We start from the raw sequence: 16,498 nt of genomic DNA, 5'->3' as shown, positions 1-16,498 counted from the left end.
CGGCGCGCTCGGCGCGCAGGCGCCGGCCGCCGCGCGCCCCGGCCGCCCGCTGTCGCTCGAGGAGGCGCTCCGCCTCGGCGAGCGGCAGAGCGAGGCGGTGCGCGTCGCCGAGGCGGGCGCGCTGCGCGCCCGCGGGCAGTTCCTGCAGGCGCGCAGCCAGGCGCTCCCGCAGCTGAACGCGAGCGCGACCTACCAGAAGCAGCTCCAGAACCAGTTCCAGGCGCTGCAGGAGCAGGCGCCGGCGCCCGACCCCAACGCCCCGCCGGCGCCGGTCGCCGTCTGCACGCCGAACATCCCGGCCAACGCGACCCCCGAGCAGCGCGCCGCCGCGCTGGCGCAGGCCTCGACCTGCGACCAGTCGGGCGGGCTCGGCTCGATCACGCGCGTGTTCGCCAACCCGAACAACATCATCCTCGGGCTCACCGGCTCGCAGACGCTGTTCTCCGGCGGGCGGGTGACGTCGGGGATCCGCGCGGCCGACGCCGGCCGCCGCGCCGCCGCCATCGGCATCACGTCGGCGCGCGCGCAGGTGCAGCTCGACGTCGCGCAGGCGTACTTCGACGCCGCCCTCACCGACCGGCTGGTCGCGATCAGCGAGTCGTCGCTGGTGCAGACCGAGCGCGCCTTCCGCCAGACGGCGATCGCGCGCGAGGTCGGCAACGTGAGCGAGTTCGACCTGCTGCGCGCGACCGTCTCCCGCGACAACCAGCGCCCGGTGCTCATCCAGGCGCGGGCGCAGCGCGACGTCGCGTACGTGCGGCTACGCCAGCTGCTCGACCTGCCCCTCGACGAGCCGCTCGCCCTGACGACGCCGCTCCCGTCGGCGACCGAGGGGCCGGCGGCGCCGCCGCGCGCGGCCACCGCCGCCGACCCCGCCCCCGCGCCCACGACGCCGGGCGGCGCGCCGGTGAGCGTCGCGTCGGGCACCGCGCGCCGCTTCGAGACCGTCGCCGTCGACCCGGCCGAGGTGCTGGCCGAGGACCCCGCGGTGCGCGGCGCGGTGGACCAGGTGGTGGCGGGCGCCGACACCGTGGCGGCCACGCGCGCCCCCACCCGGCAGGCGCGCGAGAACGTCGAGGCCCAGCGCAACCTGCTGCGCGTGACGCGCGCGCAGCGGCTGCCGGCGGTGGCGCTGCAGACCAACTACCAGCGCTTCGCCTATCCCGACGGCGACGGGGTCACCTTCCCGACGTCGCTGAACCAGTTCTTCCCCAACTGGACCGTCTCGCTCGGCGTCTCGGTGCCGATCTTCAACGGCGGCCGGATCCGCGGCGAGGAGCTGGCGGCGGAGGCCAACCTGCGCGAGGCCGAGCAGCAGGCGCGCCAGGTGGAGGAGCTGTCGGCGCTCGACGCGCGGGTGGCGGTGTCGCAGCTGGCGCAGGCGGAGGCGACGTGGCGCGCGAGCGCCGGCACGGCGTCGCAGGCCGCGCGCGCCTACCAGATCGCGGAGGTGCGCTTCCGCGAGGGGCTGGCGACGCAGGTCGATCTCGCCGACTCGCGCCTCCTGCTGCAGCAGGCGGAGGCGAACGCCGCGACGGCGGCCCGCGACCGCGAGGTCGCGCGGCTCCGGCTCGCGCTCCTGAAGGACCTCCCGCTGTCGCCGCAGGGCGCGACCGCGGGCGGGGCGTCGGCCCAGCAGGCGGGCGGCGCGTCGTCGCAGCAGCAGCGCACTTCCACGCCGCAGACCGCGCCGGGCGCCGCCCAGGGCGCGGGCGGCGCCCAGCAAACCGGCACTTCGGGGGGCATCCGATGACTTCGTCCCACTCGCGCCCCGCGGGCGCGCGCATCCTCCACGCGGCGCTCGCCGCCGCGACCCTCGGCGCGCTGGCGGCGTGCGGCGGCGGGGAGGACGCGCAGGCCGCCTCGTCGGCGGCGGCCGCCGCCTCGTCGGCCGTGACCGTCGGCCCCGAGAACGTCGCCGTCATCACGCGCGACAGCATCGAGAGCGGGCCGGCGATCTCCGGCTCGCTGCAGCCGGAGCGCCAGGCCACCATCCGCGCCGAGGCGGCGGGCACCGTCACCGCGGCGCTCGTCGAGGCGGGGCAGCGCGTGTCGCGCGGCCAGGCGCTGGCGCGCATCGAGACCAGCGGGCTCGCCGAGCAGGCGGTGAGCGCGCGGGCCGCGGTCGCCGCCGCCGAGCTGCAGGCGGCGCAGGCGCAGCGCGGCGGCGACCGCGCGGCGCGGCTGCTGCTCGCGCGCGCGGTCGCCGAGCGCGACGCGGAGGCGTCGCGCACCGCGGCGGCGTCGGCGCGCGCGCAGCTGCAGGCGGCGGGGGCGCAGGCCACGCTCGCCGGGCGGCAGCTCGGCAACGCCACCGCGACCGCGCCGTTCGCCGGCGTCGTCGGCATCAAGCGGGTCAGCACGGGCGACGTCGTGAGCCCGGGCACGGAGCTCTACAGCGTGGTCGACCCGTCGAGCATGCAGCTCGCCGGGAGCGTGCCGGCCGACCAGCTCGGGCAGGTGCGCGTCGGCGCGCCGGTGCGGTTCACCGTCACCGGCTACCCCGACCGCGCGTTCACCGGGCGCGTCACGCGCGTCGCGCCGGTCGCCGACCCGGCCACGCGCCAGGTGGCGATCCTCGCGTCCATCCCGAACGCCGGCAACGCGCTGGTGGGCGGGCTGTTCGCCGAGGGGCGCGTCGCCAGCGCGTCGCGCGAGGGGCTCCTCGTGCCGGGCGACGCGGTCGACCAGCGCGGCGTGCGCCCGACGGTGGTGCGCGTGAAGAACGGGAAGGTCGAGCGCGTGACGGTGGAGCTCGGGCTCCGCGACGACGCGCGCGAGCTGCTCGAGGTCCGCGGCGGCGTGGCGGCGGGCGACACCGTCCTCCGCGGCGCCGCGCAGGGGATCTCGAACGGCACCCCGGTGCGCGTCTCGGCCGTCGGCGACGCGTCGGCGGCCCCCGCGGCGCAGCCGGCCGCTCCCGCGGCTCCCGCTGCCAAGCAGCCCTGATCCCACTCAACGGAAGGCGGGCATGTTCATCTCCGATTTCGCGATCAAGCGGCCGATCATCACCGTCGTCGCCATGGTGGCGCTGGTGGTGTTCGGGCTGTTCGCGCTGCTGCGGCTGCAGACCGACGAGTTCCCGGAGGTCGCCCCGCCGTTCGTGACGGTGGCGATCCCGTACCCGGGCGCGTCGCCCGACGGCGTCGAGCGCGAGCTCCTCGACCCGATCGAGGAGGCCATCTCCGCGATCAGCGGCGTGAAGAAGGTCAACGGCACGGCGCAGGACGGCTATGCCATGATCATGATCGAGTTCAACTTCGACAAGCCCATCCAGGAGGCGACGCAGGACGTCCGGGACGCGATCTCGGGCATCCGCAGCGACCTGCCCCTCGAGATGGAGGAGCCGATCATCAAGAAGTTCAACGACACCGACCAGCCGATCATCTCGCTGGCGGTGTCGTCGACGGTGCTGTCGCCCGCCGAGCTGACGCGCCTCGCCGACCCCGGGATCACGCGCCAGCTGCGCTCGATCGCCGGCGTCGCCGAGGTGGCGATCCCCGGCAAGGTGGAGCGCGAGCTGACCGTCGAGATCCAGCCGGAGCGGATGCAGGCGGCCGGCATCTCGGTCGGCGAGATCGTGCAGGCGCTGCAGCTGCAGAACCTCGCCGCGCCCGTCGGCCGCGTCACCGGCTCGCTCGACGAGCGCTCGATCCGCCTCAAGGGGCGCCTCGAGCGCCCCGACGAGTTCGCGCAGATCGTCGTGCGCGAGCGCGACGGGCAGCTGATCCGCCTCGGCGAGGTGGCCGAGATCAAGGACGCCACCGAGGAGCCGCGCACCCTCGCCCTCTACAACGGGCGCGAGGCGGTGGGCATCGACATCAAGAAGTCCACCGGCTACAGCACGACCGACGTCGCGAGCCAGATCATCGCCCGCATCGACGAGGTCAAGAAGACGCTCCCCGCCGGGACCACGATCGACGTGGTGAAGAACAAGGGCGTCAACGTCGAGAACTCCGTCCGCAACGTGCAGGAGGCGCTCGTCGAGGGCGCGCTGCTGACGGTGCTCGTCGTCTTCCTCTTCCTGAACTCGTGGCGCTCGACCGTCATCACGGGGCTCGCGCTCCCGGTGTCGGTGCTCGCCTCGTTCATCGCCGTCTGGGCGCTCGGCTTCCGCCTCGAGACGATGTCGCTGCTCGGGCTGTCGCTGGCCATCGGCATCCTGATCGACGACGCCATCGTGGTGCGCGAGAACATCGTGCGGCACGTCGAGATGGGGAAGGACCACTACACCGCGGCCAAGGAGGGGACCGACGAGATCGGCCTCGCCGTCGCCGCGACGACCTTCTCGATCCTCGCCGTCTTCATCCCGATCGCCTTCATGCCGGGCGTCGGCGGGCAGTGGTTCCGCCCGTTCGCGCTGACGATCGCCTGCTCGGTGCTGGTGTCGCTGTTCGTCTCGTTCTCCCTCGACCCGATGCTCTCGGCCTACTGGCCGGACCCGCACCGCGAGGAGCACGAGAAGGGCTTCGTCACGCGCGCGCTCGACAAGTTCAACCGCTGGTTCGACCGCCAGGCCGAGAAGTACCGCGGCGTGATCGCGTGGGCGCTCGACCACCGGTGGAAGGTCTCGCTGATGGCGGCCGCGACGTTCTTCTTCGCGCTCGCGATGCCGATGATCACGATCGGCGACAACGCGCTCGTCGGGGTCAGCTTCTTCCCCGAGGACGACAACGCGGAGCTGAACATCATCGTCGAGACGCCGCCGGGCTCGAACCTCGAGTACACGCGGCTCAAGACGGAGCAGATCGCGGCGCTGACCCGCCAGCACAAGGAGGTCCGCTACACCTACACGACGCTCGGCTCGGGCGACGCCGGGGCGGTGGACATCGGCAAGATCTACGTGAAGCTGGTGCCGAAGGACGAGCGGTCGATGACCGTCGAGCCCTTCTCGGCGATGCTGCGCCAGGAGTTCGGCCCGACCGGCGGCGCGAAGGTCGCCGTGCTGGCCACCGACTGGGGCGGCGGGCGCAAGCAGGTCGCCATCGAGCTGCGCGGCAACAACACCGAGGAGCTGCAGGCGTTCGCCGAGCGGGCGCAGGACGCGGTGCGCGCGGTCCCCGGGCTGGTGGACGTCGGGCTGTCGTCCAAGGGGCAGAAGCCGGAGCTGAACGTCGAGATGAACCGCGGGCTGGCCAGCTCGATGGGGCTCACCGTCGGGCAGGTCGCGCAGTCGCTGCGCCCCGCCTTCGCCGGCGTCGACGTCGGCGACTGGGTGGACCCGAGCGGCGAGACGCGCGACGTCTACGTGCGCCTCTCCCCCGAGGCGCGCCGCCGCGCCGCCGACCTGCGCCAGCTCCCGCTGGTGGTGCAGGGCGCCGACGGCTCGCCGCAGACGCTCCCGCTCGGCCAGGTGGCGACGATCACCGACGGCCTCGGGCCGGCGGTCATCAACCACCTCGACCGCGACCGCGTGGTGCAGGTCGAGTTCAACACCTCGGGCCGCTCGATGGGCGAGGTGACGAACGACGCGATGGCGCGCATCCAGGCGCTGTCGCGCCCCGCCAGCGTGCGCATCTCCACCGGCGGCGAGGCGCAGCAGCAGGCCGAGGTCTTCGTGCAGATCTTCTCGGCGCTCGGGCTGGCGCTGCTGTTCATGTACCTGATCCTCGTGGTGCAGTTCGGCAGCTTCCTCGACCCGCTGGCGATCATGTTCTCGCTGCCGCTGTCGCTCATCGGCGTCATGCTCAGCCTCGCGATCTCGCGGAACACGATCAACCTGATGTCGCTGATCGGGGTGATCCTGCTCGCCGGCATCGTGGCCAAGAACGCGATCCTGCTCATCGACTTCGCGAAGTGGGCGCGCGAGGAGCGCGGGCTGCCGCTGCGCGACGCGCTGATCGAGGCGGGCGCCATCCGCCTCCGCCCGATCCTGATGACGACGTTCGCCCTCGTCGCCGGCATGCTCCCGGTGGCGCTCGGGCGCGGCGAGGGGTCGCAGTTCCGCTCCCCGCTCGGCATCGCGGTCATCGGCGGCGTGATCACGTCGACGCTGCTCACGCTGGTCGCGATCCCGACGTTCTACGAGATCATCGACGGGTGGCGGTCGAAGGTGGCCGGCTGGTTCGGGCGGCGCCCGTCGCAGCGCACCGCCGAGCACAAGGTCCCGGTGGGCGGCCCGACGGCGACGCCGGTCTCGGGCGACTGAGCGGCGCCGCGGGGCGGCATCACGAGAGGGCGGGCCTGTCCGGCGGACGGGCCCGCCCTCTAGTTTCCCGTCCCCGTGGTCGTCCCCCTCCTCCCCGCCGCCGCACAGCTCTCCGCCGCCGCGCTCACGCACGGCGAGCGGCTGTGGCTCTACCTGACGTTCGCGGCGACGCCGATCGTCACCGAGGAGCTGGCGCCGCTGCTCGCCGGCGTCGCGGCGTCGCAGGGGCAGGTGCGCCTCGTGCCCGTGATCGTCGCGCTCACGCTCGGCGGCTGGGTCGCGACGACGCTGCTGTACGTGCTCGGGTGGTGGCGCGGGCGGTGGGTGCGCCGCCGCTGGCCGCGCGCCAACGCCACGATGAAGAAGTGGCTGCGCGCCGTCCGCCGCCGCCCCTGGCGCACCGCCGTCGCCGTCCGCTTCGCGTTCGGGGCGCGCCTGCTCCTCCCGCTGGCCTGCGGCGCCGCGCACGTGCGCCCCGACATCTACCTGATCGGGAGCCTCGCCAGCTCCGCCCTCTGGTCGGCCATCTTCGCCCTGCTCGGCCACGCCTTCGGCGCGACCGCGCTCGAGGCGCTCCAGGCGGTGCGGCGCTACGACCAGTACGCGGTGGGGGTGCTGGTCGGGCTGGCGGTGGTCGCGTGGCTGATGATCCGGCGACGGCGGCGGGCGCGGCGTGCGGCTGGGGGCTCCTCCACGGCGTAGAGCGGGGTACGGCGCACTGCAGGGTACGGCGCGGATCGGGGTGAACCGAACCAAGGGGTGAACCGCACACCGGGGGACGGCGGACTTACCGGCTATGAGCTCGTAGGTCCGCCGTACCCCGCTCTGCGAACTACCCCTGTGTTCGCCTCATCCGGATCTGCGCTCTACCCTGATCTCCGCCGTACCCCGGGTTCCGCCGTGACCACGCCTGCTGGACCGTCGTCGGGCTGTCGAACCCGCCCCACCCGGGCTAAGATCGACCTCTCCCCGCCCGCCGTCCGCCCCGCCGCTCGTCATGCCGTCCCCCCGCCTCCTCGCCGCCCTCCTCCCCGCCGCGGCGCTGCTCCTCGCCCTCCCGGCCGCCCCCGCCCCCGCCGCCGCCCAGACGCTGCGCGGCTCGCGCGGCGCCGTCGACCGCGCCTTCCACACCGCCAAGCGCCGCGACCTCGCGTTCACGCGCAACCGCCGCGAGATCGAGCGCGGGGCGCGGAAGGGGGCGTACGTCCGCCTGACGGCGTCGCCGTCGGTGCGGCTCAAGGGGGTGTCGGCGCCCTTCGTGCGGCCGACGACGCGCAGCTTCCTGGCGACGTTCGCGCCGCGCTACCGCGCCGCGTGCGGCGAGCCGCTGACCGTCACGAGCGCCATGCGCCCGACCAGCCTCCACCTGCGCAACGCGTCGACGCGGTCGGTGCACCCCACCGGGATGGCGCTCGACTTCCGCGCGCCGGGCGCCGCCTGCCGGAGCTGGATGCGCCGCGAGCTGCTCGCCTACGAGAAGCGCGGCGTCGTGGACGCGACCGAGGAGCGGCGTCCGGCGCACTTCCACGTCGTCGTCTACCGCGCGCCCTGAGGCGCGGCGGCGGTCGGAACGCGAGACGGGGGCCCGGCGCGCATCGCGCCGGGCCCCCGTTCCGCATGCGGGCGGCTACTGGATCGCCCCGCCCGACGCGGCGCTGGCCGCGAGGCTGTTGAAGAAGAACTTGAACGTGCCGTGCGGCTGCGCGCGGTACAGGATCTCGGGACCGAACAGGAAGAGCGTCCCCTGGCCGACCTTGGCCTCGACGGCGGCGGCGCCCCCCTCGAGGTGCTTCTGCCCCCAGGCCCACCCGCTGCGCAGCGGCGACGCGCTGTCGTACCACGCCACGCGCTTCACCCCGCGCGCCTCGGCGTCGGCGCCGAGCGTGAACGCCGGCGAGTCGTCGAAGAAGACGTCGGCCTGCGACTCCATCCCGAACGCGGCCGGCTGCGTCGTGTCGACCGCGACGCGCAGCACCGAGCCCGGGACGTAGAACTGCTCGCGCGGCAGCGCCTTCCCCTGCGCGTCCACCAGCTTGTCGCCGACCGGGAGCCCGAGGTGGCGCGCCAGCGCCGTCGAGCCGCCGATCGTGATCACCGTGCCCCCCTGCTCGAGGAACGTCTTGAGCTGCGGGACCGTCTTCGCGACCGACGTGTTGCCGAGCGTGGCGCGGAGGTCGGCCGGGACCGCGTCGGCGCGCGGCTCGCCGCCGCCGAAGCCGCCGCCCTGGCCGTCGCGGGCCGGGATCGCGCCGTCGACCAGCACGATCGCGTCGTACTTGGCGCGCAGGTTCCCGGCGTCGAGCTGCGGCGCGTACACGACGTCGAACGGGATCTTCTTCTGCTCCAGCAGCCAGCGCGTCCACCCCGACGGCATCGAGCCGCCGTAGCGGTCCCACAGCGCGACGCGCGGCGCCTTGAGGCGCGCCATCCCGCCCGCCGGGCGCGACGACGCGGCGGCGACGTTCATCCCCAGCTCGGCGGCGATCGGCTGCAGCCGCGCGCGGGTGTTGGCGCCGGCGACGACGAAGAACGACCCGGCCGGGTGGCCGGCGTGCGGCGCCGTCAGGCGGTACACCTCCTCGCCCGCGCCGACCAGGCGCACGGCGGCGGGGAAGGCGTCGTTGTACTTGGCCGACAGCACGTAGCCGGCCGCCGAGCCGCTCGCGACCGTCCCCGGCGCGGGCTTCACGTTCCAGTCCTTCACCTCCTCGAACGGCCCGTCGAATCCGTCGAGCAGGCGGTCGAACTTGACGCCCATCTGGTAGGCCAGCGTCCACCCGGCCGCGTCGTACGGCGGGATCGGCGGGCCGCCCGGGTACAGGAAGTCGTTCGGGTGGTCCTGCGGCTCGAACATGTCGAGGATGTGCGGCCGGAACGGCTGCGCCGACTTGAGCACCCACGAGCCGGCCGGATACTGCTTGCCGTTGGCCGAGAAGGCCGCCGTCGCGCGGTGCACCGTGATGCCGTTCTCGCGCAGCGCGTTGATCAGGTGCACGGCGCGCGGGAAGTCCGGCTGGTCGGCCGGGATCACGTAGCCGCGCGGGTCGCGCGCCTCGGGGCGGCGCATCATCGCCAGGTAGCGCTGCGACTGCTCGGCGTTGGCCGCGCCGCCGAACTGCCCGCCCGCCGTCATCACGCCGGCCGGCCCGCCCGCGCCGCCGGCGCCGCCGGCCCGCGCGCCCTGCATCGAGTCGCGCACCGCGTCGAGGCGCGACGGCGACACCGTCCAGCTGTCCTTCCCGCCGTGCTCGATCGAGTTCCGCCCCATCCGCCAGATGTTGTACAGGAACGTGTCCTTGTACCGGCTGGCGACGTCGAGCACCGCGTAGTTCGCGGTCACCGAGTAGTCGATCGAGTTGCGGAACTTCCACTCCTGCGGCGCGATCGGCAGCGGCAGGTCGGCGCTCGGCAGCTGGCGGTTGGCCACGAACGGGATCCGCATCGGCGTCGGGTTGCCGATCGTCTCCGTGAGCAGCCCGATCATGTTGTGGAAGTACACCGTCGTGCGCAGCCCGCCGTTCCACCACGTCGAGTAGTTGGCGCCGCGCCGCATCGTCACGCCGCCCTTGTCCTCGGCGATGAAGCGGTTGTGCATCGCCGCGCCCACCAGGTCGAGCCCCGTCACGATCAGCGGGTCGAGCTGGTAGTTGAACGGGTCGCGGAACGGCGGCGCGAACATCACCGTCCCGGTCGGCCCGGTCTGGTGGTGGTTGTACATGATCTGCGGGAACCACTCGTGGTACAGCTGCCGGTTCATGTTCTCCGACTCGGGCTGCGTCGACATGTAGAAGTCGCGGTTGTTGTCGTGCCCGATGTACTTCTGGTACAGCCGGGGGATCCCCCCCGTCGACCGCTTGAGCGAGTCCGGCTCGCGCATGTACCAGTCGGAGACCAGCTCCATCCCGTCCGGGTTGGCGTGCGTCGCCAGGATGATCACGTCGCGCAGGATGCGGCGCGTCTCGGCGTCGTCGCGGCTCACCAGCTGGTAGACGGTCTCGATCAGCTGCTGCGCGCCCAGCACCTCGGTGGCGTGCAGCCCGCCGTCGATCCACACGACGGCCTTCCCCTCGGCGGCCAGCTGGCGCGCCTGCGCCTCGGTCAGCCCCTCGGCCTTCGCCAGGCGCTGCGAGATCTCCTTGTAGCGCGCCAGCGTCCGGAAGTTCTCCGGCGCGGTGACGATGGCCATCAGCTGCGAGCGCCCCTCGGCGGTCTTGCCGATGTCGAGCACCCGCATGCGCTCGGACTCGCCGTCGAGCTGGCGCCAGTAGGCGGTGAACTTCGTGTAGTTCGGCAGCTGGTAGTCGGCGCCGATGCGGTGCCCGAAGAACTTCTGGGGCGAGGTCACCGTGGGCTGCGCCCCCGCCAGCGCGGGCGTGGCGAGGAGGAGCCCCGCCAGCGAGCGGCGGGCGAGTCTGGGGAAGGACATTACGCCTCCGGAGGGTACGCGGACACGGCGCGGCGCTCCTGGCGCCGCCCGACGTCGTGGTCCCCCTCGTAACGCGCGACGCCCCCGTCCCGTTCGGCTCAGGCGGCGGTGCGGCGGGCGAGCGGGGGGGCGGCCGGGGCCGGCGCCGCGGCCGACAAGGACGCCGGCACCGCCGCCGTCCCGCCCGCGGCGGCCCGTCGGGCCTCGACCAGCGCCCGCTCGTGCGCGCGCTGCAGGTGGAACACCCACCCGCCGTAGGCCGCCGCCACCACCTGCGCCGCCGCCGCGGCCAGCGTCGTCGCGGCCCCCCGGTACTCCACCCGGGCCGCCGCCAGCGTCACCGCCGCCACCGCGGCGGCCAGCGCCACGCGCCACGCGGTGTGCCGATAGCGCAGCTCGCGCCGGCTCCATCCCTCGGCCAGCAGGAAGCCGCCCAGGGTGAAGGCGGCCAGCGTCTCGACCTGGCGCAGGATCCCCAGCCGGGAGAGCAGCGCCTGGTGCGCCGGCGGGTCCCCGAACGGGAGGAGCATCAGGTACCCGGCCAGGAACGGCGCGGCCAGCGCCAGCGCCTCGGTCTCGAAGCGGCGCTCCAGGTCGCGCACGTCGGTGCCGCGCCGCCCCAGGTCCCACGCCGCCAGCGCGGCCAGCGCGACGCCGGCGGCGAGCGCCCCCTGCGCCGGGCGGAGCGCCCGCGCCGGCCCCAGCTGCCGGCGCTGCACGGTGCCGATCAGCGTCCCCCCGAACGGCGCCAGCACCAGCAGCGCGACCGCGCGCGGCGCCGCCCCGGCCAGCCGCGGCGCGTCGTCGACCCCCGCGCCCACGGCGGCCAGCGTGCAGAGCGGGAGCGTGAGGTAGAGCAGCCCCATGATCGGCAGCTCGAGCGCGAGGCGGCCGACCAGCGGCGTGTCGGCGCCGAGCGCCCGCGCCGCCCGCGCGTGCAGCCAGGCCCCGAGCAGCGCGCCGAGGGCGTTGGTGGCGACGTCGGTCGGCGACGGGTAGCGCCCCGGCTCGAACACCTGCGCCACCTCGATCGCCAGGCTGGTCGCCGCCCCCCAGCCGAGCGCCAGGGCGAGGGTGCGGCGGCGGGCGAGGGCCCGCGCGTCGGGGTCGGCGACCGCGGACGTCGCCGTGCGCGCGGCGCGGGTGAGGGCGTAGACGAACCCGAGCGGGACGAACAGCGCGACGTTGGCGAGCGCGTCGAACCAGGTGTCCCACACCATCATCTCGAGGCGCGCCGGCCACACGAAGCGGAACGGCTGCAGCGTGATCGCGCCGACGACCGCCGCCACGAAGGCGAGCACGGCCGCGCCGAGTCTGGCACCGGTCTCGCCATACGGCGGCCGGACGGCGGGGGAGGGGGCAGGGGACGTCACCCGGGAGAGTCTCGGACCGGGCGCCCGCCGGGTTGAGGGGGCTTTGTCACCTGCGGCGCCCTCCGTCCGTAGGGAGACCCGTCCGCCGCTCGTCCGCACCGCATGCAACTGGAGGAGGTCGTCCGTGACCGCTCGACAGGGTACCGCCGGGAACGTCATCGCCGCGCTGGCCAGCTTCTTCGTCCCCGGGCTCGGGCAGCTGATCCAGGGCCGGCCGATGAAGGCGCTCTGGCACCTGGTGCTCGCCGGCGCGATCTGGCTGATCTCGTTCGGCACGCTCGGCTGGATCATGCACATCTGGTCCGCCATCGAGGCCGCCCGCTACGAGTCGTGACCGCGTGAGCGGGGCGCTCGACGAGGCGCGCGCGTCGGCCGGTCGCTTCCTCGCGGGGCGGCCGGCCGACGCGCGTCTGGTCGTCTACTGCCACTTCGACGCGGACGGGCTGGCCGCGGGGGCGCTGTTCGGGCGCGCGCTCCCGCGGCTCGGCTTCACCGACGTCCGGGTCGTCCCGTCGGGGCGCGCCGAGAGCGCCTTCTCCGACGACGCGCGCGCCCGCCTGCGCGCGCTCGCCCCCGATGCGCTGGTCGTGACCGACCTCGGCGTGCGCGCCGACGGCGTGCTCCCCGGGGTGCCGACGCTCTACGTCGACCACCACCAGCCCGACGGGATGCCCGCCGACCCGGCGGCCCTGGTCGTCACCGGCTACGGCTGGCACCCGATCCCCTGCTCGGCGTGGCTCGCCTACGAGCTGCTCGCCCCGCTCGCGGAGGAGGCCGGCCGCCCGATCGACGACCTGCTCTGGCTGGGGGCGGTGGGGACGATCAGCGACCTCGGCGAGAAGGCGCCCTGGCCGCGGCTGGAGGAGGCGCGGAAGCGCTGGACGGCCAAGTGGCTCAAGGAGGCGGTGGTCCTCACCAACGCGGCGCGCCGGGCGAGCGCGTTCGACGTCGAGACGCCGCTGGCGCTGCTGATGACCGCCGACCACCCGCGGGCGCTCGCCGAGGACGTCGCGCACGGCGCGGACCGGCTGGCCGCGTACCGCGCCGAGGTGAACGCGGCGCTGGCCGAGGCGCGGAAGGCGGCGCCGGCGTTCGCGGCGGGCGGCGGGCCGTGGGCGCTGCTCCGGCTCCACTCCGGGTGCCAGGTCCACCCGCTGATCGCGCAGCAGTGGCGCGGGCGGCTGCCGAACCACGCGGTGATCGCCGCCAACACCGGCTACCTCCCCGACGCCGTGGCCTTCAGCGCCCGGACGGCGCGGCGCGACCTCGACCTGCCGGCGCTGCTGCGCGCGACCGGGGTGGGCGACGGGAGCGGGCGCTTCGGCCACGGGCACGACCAGGCGAGCGGCGGGCACCTGGCGCCGGCGGCGTTCGCGACGCTGCTGGAGCGGCTGGGCTTCGACGCCGGACGCTGACGTCCGGGTGCGTCCGCGGGGGTGACCCTCCGCGGGCGGGGTGGGTATCTACCGGATCATGTCGACCCCACCGAGCCTCCGTCTCCGCGCCGGCGCCCTGTCGGCGCTGGCCCTCGCCGCGACCGCGGCCTGCAGCAGCATCAGCGACCCGTCGCCCTGCGACGACGGCGTATGCGTGCAGGAGGTGCGGGTGAGCGCGCTGCGCCGCTACCTGACGGTGGGCGACACCACGCGGCTGTCCGCCGAGGTGACCTCCACGGGCGGCGCGGCGACCAGCTACGCCTGGCGCTCGCTGTCGCCGACGATCGCGTCGGTCGACGACAACGGGATCGTGACCGCCCGCGGGCTGGGGCGCGGAACCATCGTCGTGGTGCCGTCGGCCGACACGTCGCTGCAGGCGGCCGTCTACTTCGACGTGGTCTCGGGGGACACCGCGGCCGCGCCGATCATCACCGACATGCTCGACCCGGTCACGCGGTCGCGCATCCTCCCCGGCAGCAACGTCGGCGACTCGATCGACGTGACGCTGGAGTACGTCTCGGGGCGGAACGCCGGCGAGGCCGTGCAGCAGGTCGAGCTGCGGGTCGTCGGGGCCGGGGGGCGCGACACGACCGTGACGCTGACCCCGGCGACGGGGACGGGGATCCTCCGCTCCACGGCCCGCCTCCGCTTCGGCCCGCCCTCGGCCGGGGCGCCGCGCGCCTTCCCCCTCGGGATCTACTCGGTCCAGGCGATCACCCGGCTGGAGGGCGGCGACGTCTTCCGGACGAACGTGGACGGCCTGTTCAACGTGACCCGCTGAGTCGCGACGCGCGGGGCCGCCGCCGGGCGTCTTGCCCGGCGGCGCCCCGCCGCGCAGAATCAAGGGCGAACAGCGTTCGGTAACGCGCCCGGCGACGGCCGCGCCCCCACTCTCTTCCTGCCATGCCGACCTACAAGGCGCCGCTCGACGACATCCGCTTCCTGCTGACCGAGCTGCTGGACGTCGAGCAGCTCTCGAAGCTCCCCGGGTACGAGGAGGCGACGCCCGACGTGCTGCTCGCGGTGCTGGAGGAGGGCGCGAAGCTGTGCGAGGACGTGCTGGCGCCGATCAACCAGAGCGGCGACGCCGAGGGGTGCCGGTACGAGAACGGGGTGGTGACGACGCCGAAGGGGTTCAAGGAGGCGTACGCCGAGTTCGTGAAGGGCGGGTGGCCGGCGATGACCGCGCCCGCGGAGTTCGGCGGCCAGGGGCTGCCGCACCTCACGCGCTTCGTGCTGAACGAGATGATGTGCGCGGCGAACCTCTCGTTCGCGATGTACCCCGAGCTCGGGCACGGCGTCGCGATGACGCTCGAGAAGTGGGGGAACGAGGAGCTGAAGCACCGCTTCATGCCGAAGATCGTCGACGGCACGTGGACGGGGACGATGTGCCTCACCGAGCCGCACGCGGGCACGGACCTCGGCATCATCCGCACGAAGGCGGTGCCGGCGGGCGACGGCGTCCACGAGCTGACCGGCACCAAGATCTTCATCTCGGCGGGCGACCACGACCTGGCGGAGAACGTCGTCCACCTCGTGCTGGCCAAGCTCCCCGACGCGCCGGCGGGGACGAAGGGGATCTCGATGTTCATCGTCCCCAAGTTCCTCCCGACCGAGGAGGGGGGCGTGGGCACGGCGAACGGCGTCACCTGCGGCTCCATCGAGCACAAGATGGGGATCAAGGGCAACGCCACCTGCGTCATCAACTTCGACGGCGCGAAGGGGTGGCTCGTCGGCGACGAGCACAAGGGGATGCGCGCCATGTTCACGATGATGAACGGCGCGCGCCTCGGCGTGGGGCTGCAGGGGCTCGGCCTCGCGGAGGTCGCGTACCAGAACGCGCTCGCCTACACGAAGGACCGCGTCCAGGGGCGCGCGCTCACGGGCAAGAAGGCGCCCGAGCAGGAGGCGGACCCGATCATCGTGCACCCCGACGTGCGCAAGATGCTGCTCACGCAGAAGGCGTACGTCGAGGGGGAGCGCGCGCTCGCCTACTGGGTCGGGCAGCTCATCGACGTCGAGGAGAAGCACCCGGACGCGGAGAAGCGGCAGGAGGCGTCCGACCTGGTGGCGCTCATGACGCCGATCATCAAGGGCTTCCTGACCGACACCGGCTTCGAGAGCGCGAACCTCGCGCTGCAGTGCCTGGGCGGGCACGGCTACGTGCGCGAGTACGGGCTGGAGCAGTTCGTCCGCGACGCGCGCATCGCGCAGATCTACGAGGGGACCAACGGCGTGCAGGCGCTCGACCTGATCGGCCGCAAGGTTCCGGAGGGGAACGGGCGGCTGCTGCGGCGGTTCCTGACGCTCGTGCAGGCGGACGTGAAGGAGGCGCAGGGCGACCCGCGCGTCGCCGAGCACGCGGCGCAGCTCGCCGACGCGGTGCGCAAGACGCAGGAGAGCATCATGACGGTGATGCAGAAGGCGATGCAGAACCCCGACGAGGCGGGGGCGGCGTCGACCGACTTCCTGCGGATGATGGGGCTCGTCGCGACCGGGTGGATGTGGCTCAAGATGGCGCGCCTGGCGCACGACCGGCTCGCGGCCGGCGGCGACGCGCGCTTCTACGACGCGAAGGTCAAGACGGCGCGCTTCTACTTCGCCAAGCTGCTGCCGCAGGTCGACGCGCTGGCGGTCACGATGAAGTCGGGCGCGGCGCCGCTGATGGAGCTGGAGGCGGCGGCCTTCTGACCCGCCGCCCGGCCGGCCGAACTCTTGCGCGGTGACCGCGGGGCGCGCGTCCGATGCCGGGCGCGCGCCCCGCTGCCGTCCGCACCCCCGAGGTCGCCGTGTACGCCGCCTGCCTGTTCTGCGCCGCGCCGTTCCCCGCCAACGACGCGCTGGAGACGTTCCCGGTCGGGCGCCGCGTCGCCTTCGACGCGGAGCGGGGGCGCCTGTGGGCGGTGTGCCGCCGCTGCGAGCGGTGGAACCTGGCGCCGCTCGAGGAGCGCTGGGAGGCGATCGAGGACGCCGAGCGGGCGTTCCGCGCGACGCGGGTGCGCGTGTCCACGGACAACATCGGGCTGGCGACGCTCCGCTCGGGGCTCGAGCTGGTGCGCGTCGGGCGGCCGCTGCGCCCCGAGTTCGCGGCCTGGCGCTACGGCGACCAGTTCGG

12 protein-coding genes are annotated in these 16,498 nt (G+C 74.3%); 10 read left to right on the top strand and 2 right to left on the bottom strand.

The genetic code is table 11. From position 1 onward, the window contains the following. The 5 genes from PYV61_RS08700 to PYV61_RS08680 all read left to right on the top strand — a co-directional run. On the top strand, window positions 1-1,753 hold a 1,753-nt coding region (locus PYV61_RS08700), incomplete at its 5' end, for a TolC family protein (RefSeq protein ID WP_275830413.1). Then, the gene (locus PYV61_RS08695) at window positions 1,750-2,949 is read left to right on the top strand and encodes an efflux RND transporter periplasmic adaptor subunit (RefSeq protein WP_275830411.1); all 1,200 of its coding nucleotides are present in this window, start codon (window positions 1,750-1,752) and stop codon (window positions 2,947-2,949) included. The genes PYV61_RS08700 and PYV61_RS08695, both read left to right, overlap by 4 nt. Before the next feature lie 22 nt (window positions 2,950-2,971). Further along, window positions 2,972-6,148 (top strand): efflux RND transporter permease subunit, encoded by a 3,177-nt coding sequence (locus tag PYV61_RS08690; RefSeq protein ID WP_275830409.1) that lies wholly within the window; start codon window positions 2,972-2,974, stop codon window positions 6,146-6,148. Window positions 6,149-6,223: 75 nt separating this feature from the next. Continuing rightward, window positions 6,224-6,850 (top strand): VTT domain-containing protein, encoded by a 627-nt coding sequence (locus PYV61_RS08685; protein ID WP_275830408.1) that lies wholly within the window; start codon window positions 6,224-6,226, stop codon window positions 6,848-6,850. A 295-nt stretch (window positions 6,851-7,145) separates the two neighbouring features. Then, window positions 7,146-7,700, top strand: coding sequence for a DUF5715 family protein (locus PYV61_RS08680; RefSeq protein ID WP_275830406.1), 555 nt, complete (start codon window positions 7,146-7,148; stop codon window positions 7,698-7,700). Window positions 7,701-7,775: 75 nt separating this feature from the next. Here the strand turns inward: PYV61_RS08680 and PYV61_RS08675 are convergent, their stop codons facing one another. Together PYV61_RS08675 and PYV61_RS08670 are read right to left on the bottom strand one after the other, a co-directional pair. Then, window positions 7,776-10,574 carry a M14 metallopeptidase family protein gene (locus PYV61_RS08675; protein WP_275830403.1) on the bottom strand — a complete coding sequence of 933 codons (2,799 nt, stop codon included), beginning with the start codon at window positions 10,572-10,574 and terminating at the stop codon, window positions 7,776-7,778. Between the two features lie 98 nt (window positions 10,575-10,672). Further along, on the bottom strand, window positions 10,673-11,875 hold the full coding sequence (locus PYV61_RS08670) for a VanZ family protein (protein WP_275830401.1): 1,203 nt from the start codon (window positions 11,873-11,875) through the stop codon (window positions 10,673-10,675). Window positions 11,876-12,071: 196 nt separating this feature from the next. Here PYV61_RS08670 and PYV61_RS08665 point away from each other — a divergent pair, with 196 nt between their 5' ends. The 5 genes from PYV61_RS08665 to PYV61_RS08645 all read left to right on the top strand — a co-directional run. Then, window positions 12,072-12,281: a hypothetical protein gene (locus tag PYV61_RS08665; RefSeq protein ID WP_275830399.1), complete on the top strand. Its 210-nt coding sequence runs from the start codon at window positions 12,072-12,074 to the stop codon at window positions 12,279-12,281. A 4-nt stretch (window positions 12,282-12,285) separates the two neighbouring features. Next, entirely contained in the window at window positions 12,286-13,362 is a 1,077-nt protein-coding gene (locus PYV61_RS08660; RefSeq protein ID WP_275830398.1) for a hypothetical protein, read from the top strand. A gap of 58 nt (window positions 13,363-13,420) precedes the next feature. Beyond that, entirely contained in the window at window positions 13,421-14,164 is a 744-nt protein-coding gene (locus tag PYV61_RS08655; protein ID WP_275830396.1) for an Ig-like domain-containing protein, read from the top strand. Between the two features lie 122 nt (window positions 14,165-14,286). Next, a complete protein-coding gene (locus PYV61_RS08650) occupies window positions 14,287-16,074 on the top strand; it encodes an acyl-CoA dehydrogenase C-terminal domain-containing protein (protein WP_275830393.1) in 1,788 nt (595 codons plus the stop codon). Window positions 16,075-16,172: 98 nt separating this feature from the next. Then, a partial coding sequence (locus PYV61_RS08645; RefSeq protein WP_275830391.1) for a hypothetical protein occupies window positions 16,173-16,498 on the top strand: 326 nt, incomplete at its 3' end.

It is taken from the genome of Roseisolibacter sp. H3M3-2 (genome assembly GCF_029211165.1).
Lineage (GTDB): Bacteria > Gemmatimonadota > Gemmatimonadetes > Gemmatimonadales > Gemmatimonadaceae > Roseisolibacter.
The sequence above is the reverse complement of the archived record's forward strand: the minus strand, read 5'-3'. Positions and strand labels throughout refer to the sequence as shown.

Coding starts and splice junctions, on each gene's coding strand:
- PYV61_RS08695 (WP_275830411.1), top strand. CDS start 1,750: ATGACTTCGTCCCACTCGCGCCCCGCGGGCGCGCGCATCCTCCACGCG.
- PYV61_RS08690 (WP_275830409.1), top strand. CDS start 2,972: ATGTTCATCTCCGATTTCGCGATCAAGCGGCCGATCATCACCGTCGTC.
- PYV61_RS08680 (WP_275830406.1), top strand. CDS start 7,146: ATGCCGTCCCCCCGCCTCCTCGCCGCCCTCCTCCCCGCCGCGGCGCTG.
- PYV61_RS08675 (WP_275830403.1), bottom strand. CDS start 10,574: ATGTCCTTCCCCAGACTCGCCCGCCGCTCGCTGGCGGGGCTCCTCCTC.
- PYV61_RS08655 (WP_275830396.1), top strand. CDS start 13,421: ATGTCGACCCCACCGAGCCTCCGTCTCCGCGCCGGCGCCCTGTCGGCG.
- PYV61_RS08650 (WP_275830393.1), top strand. CDS start 14,287: ATGCCGACCTACAAGGCGCCGCTCGACGACATCCGCTTCCTGCTGACC.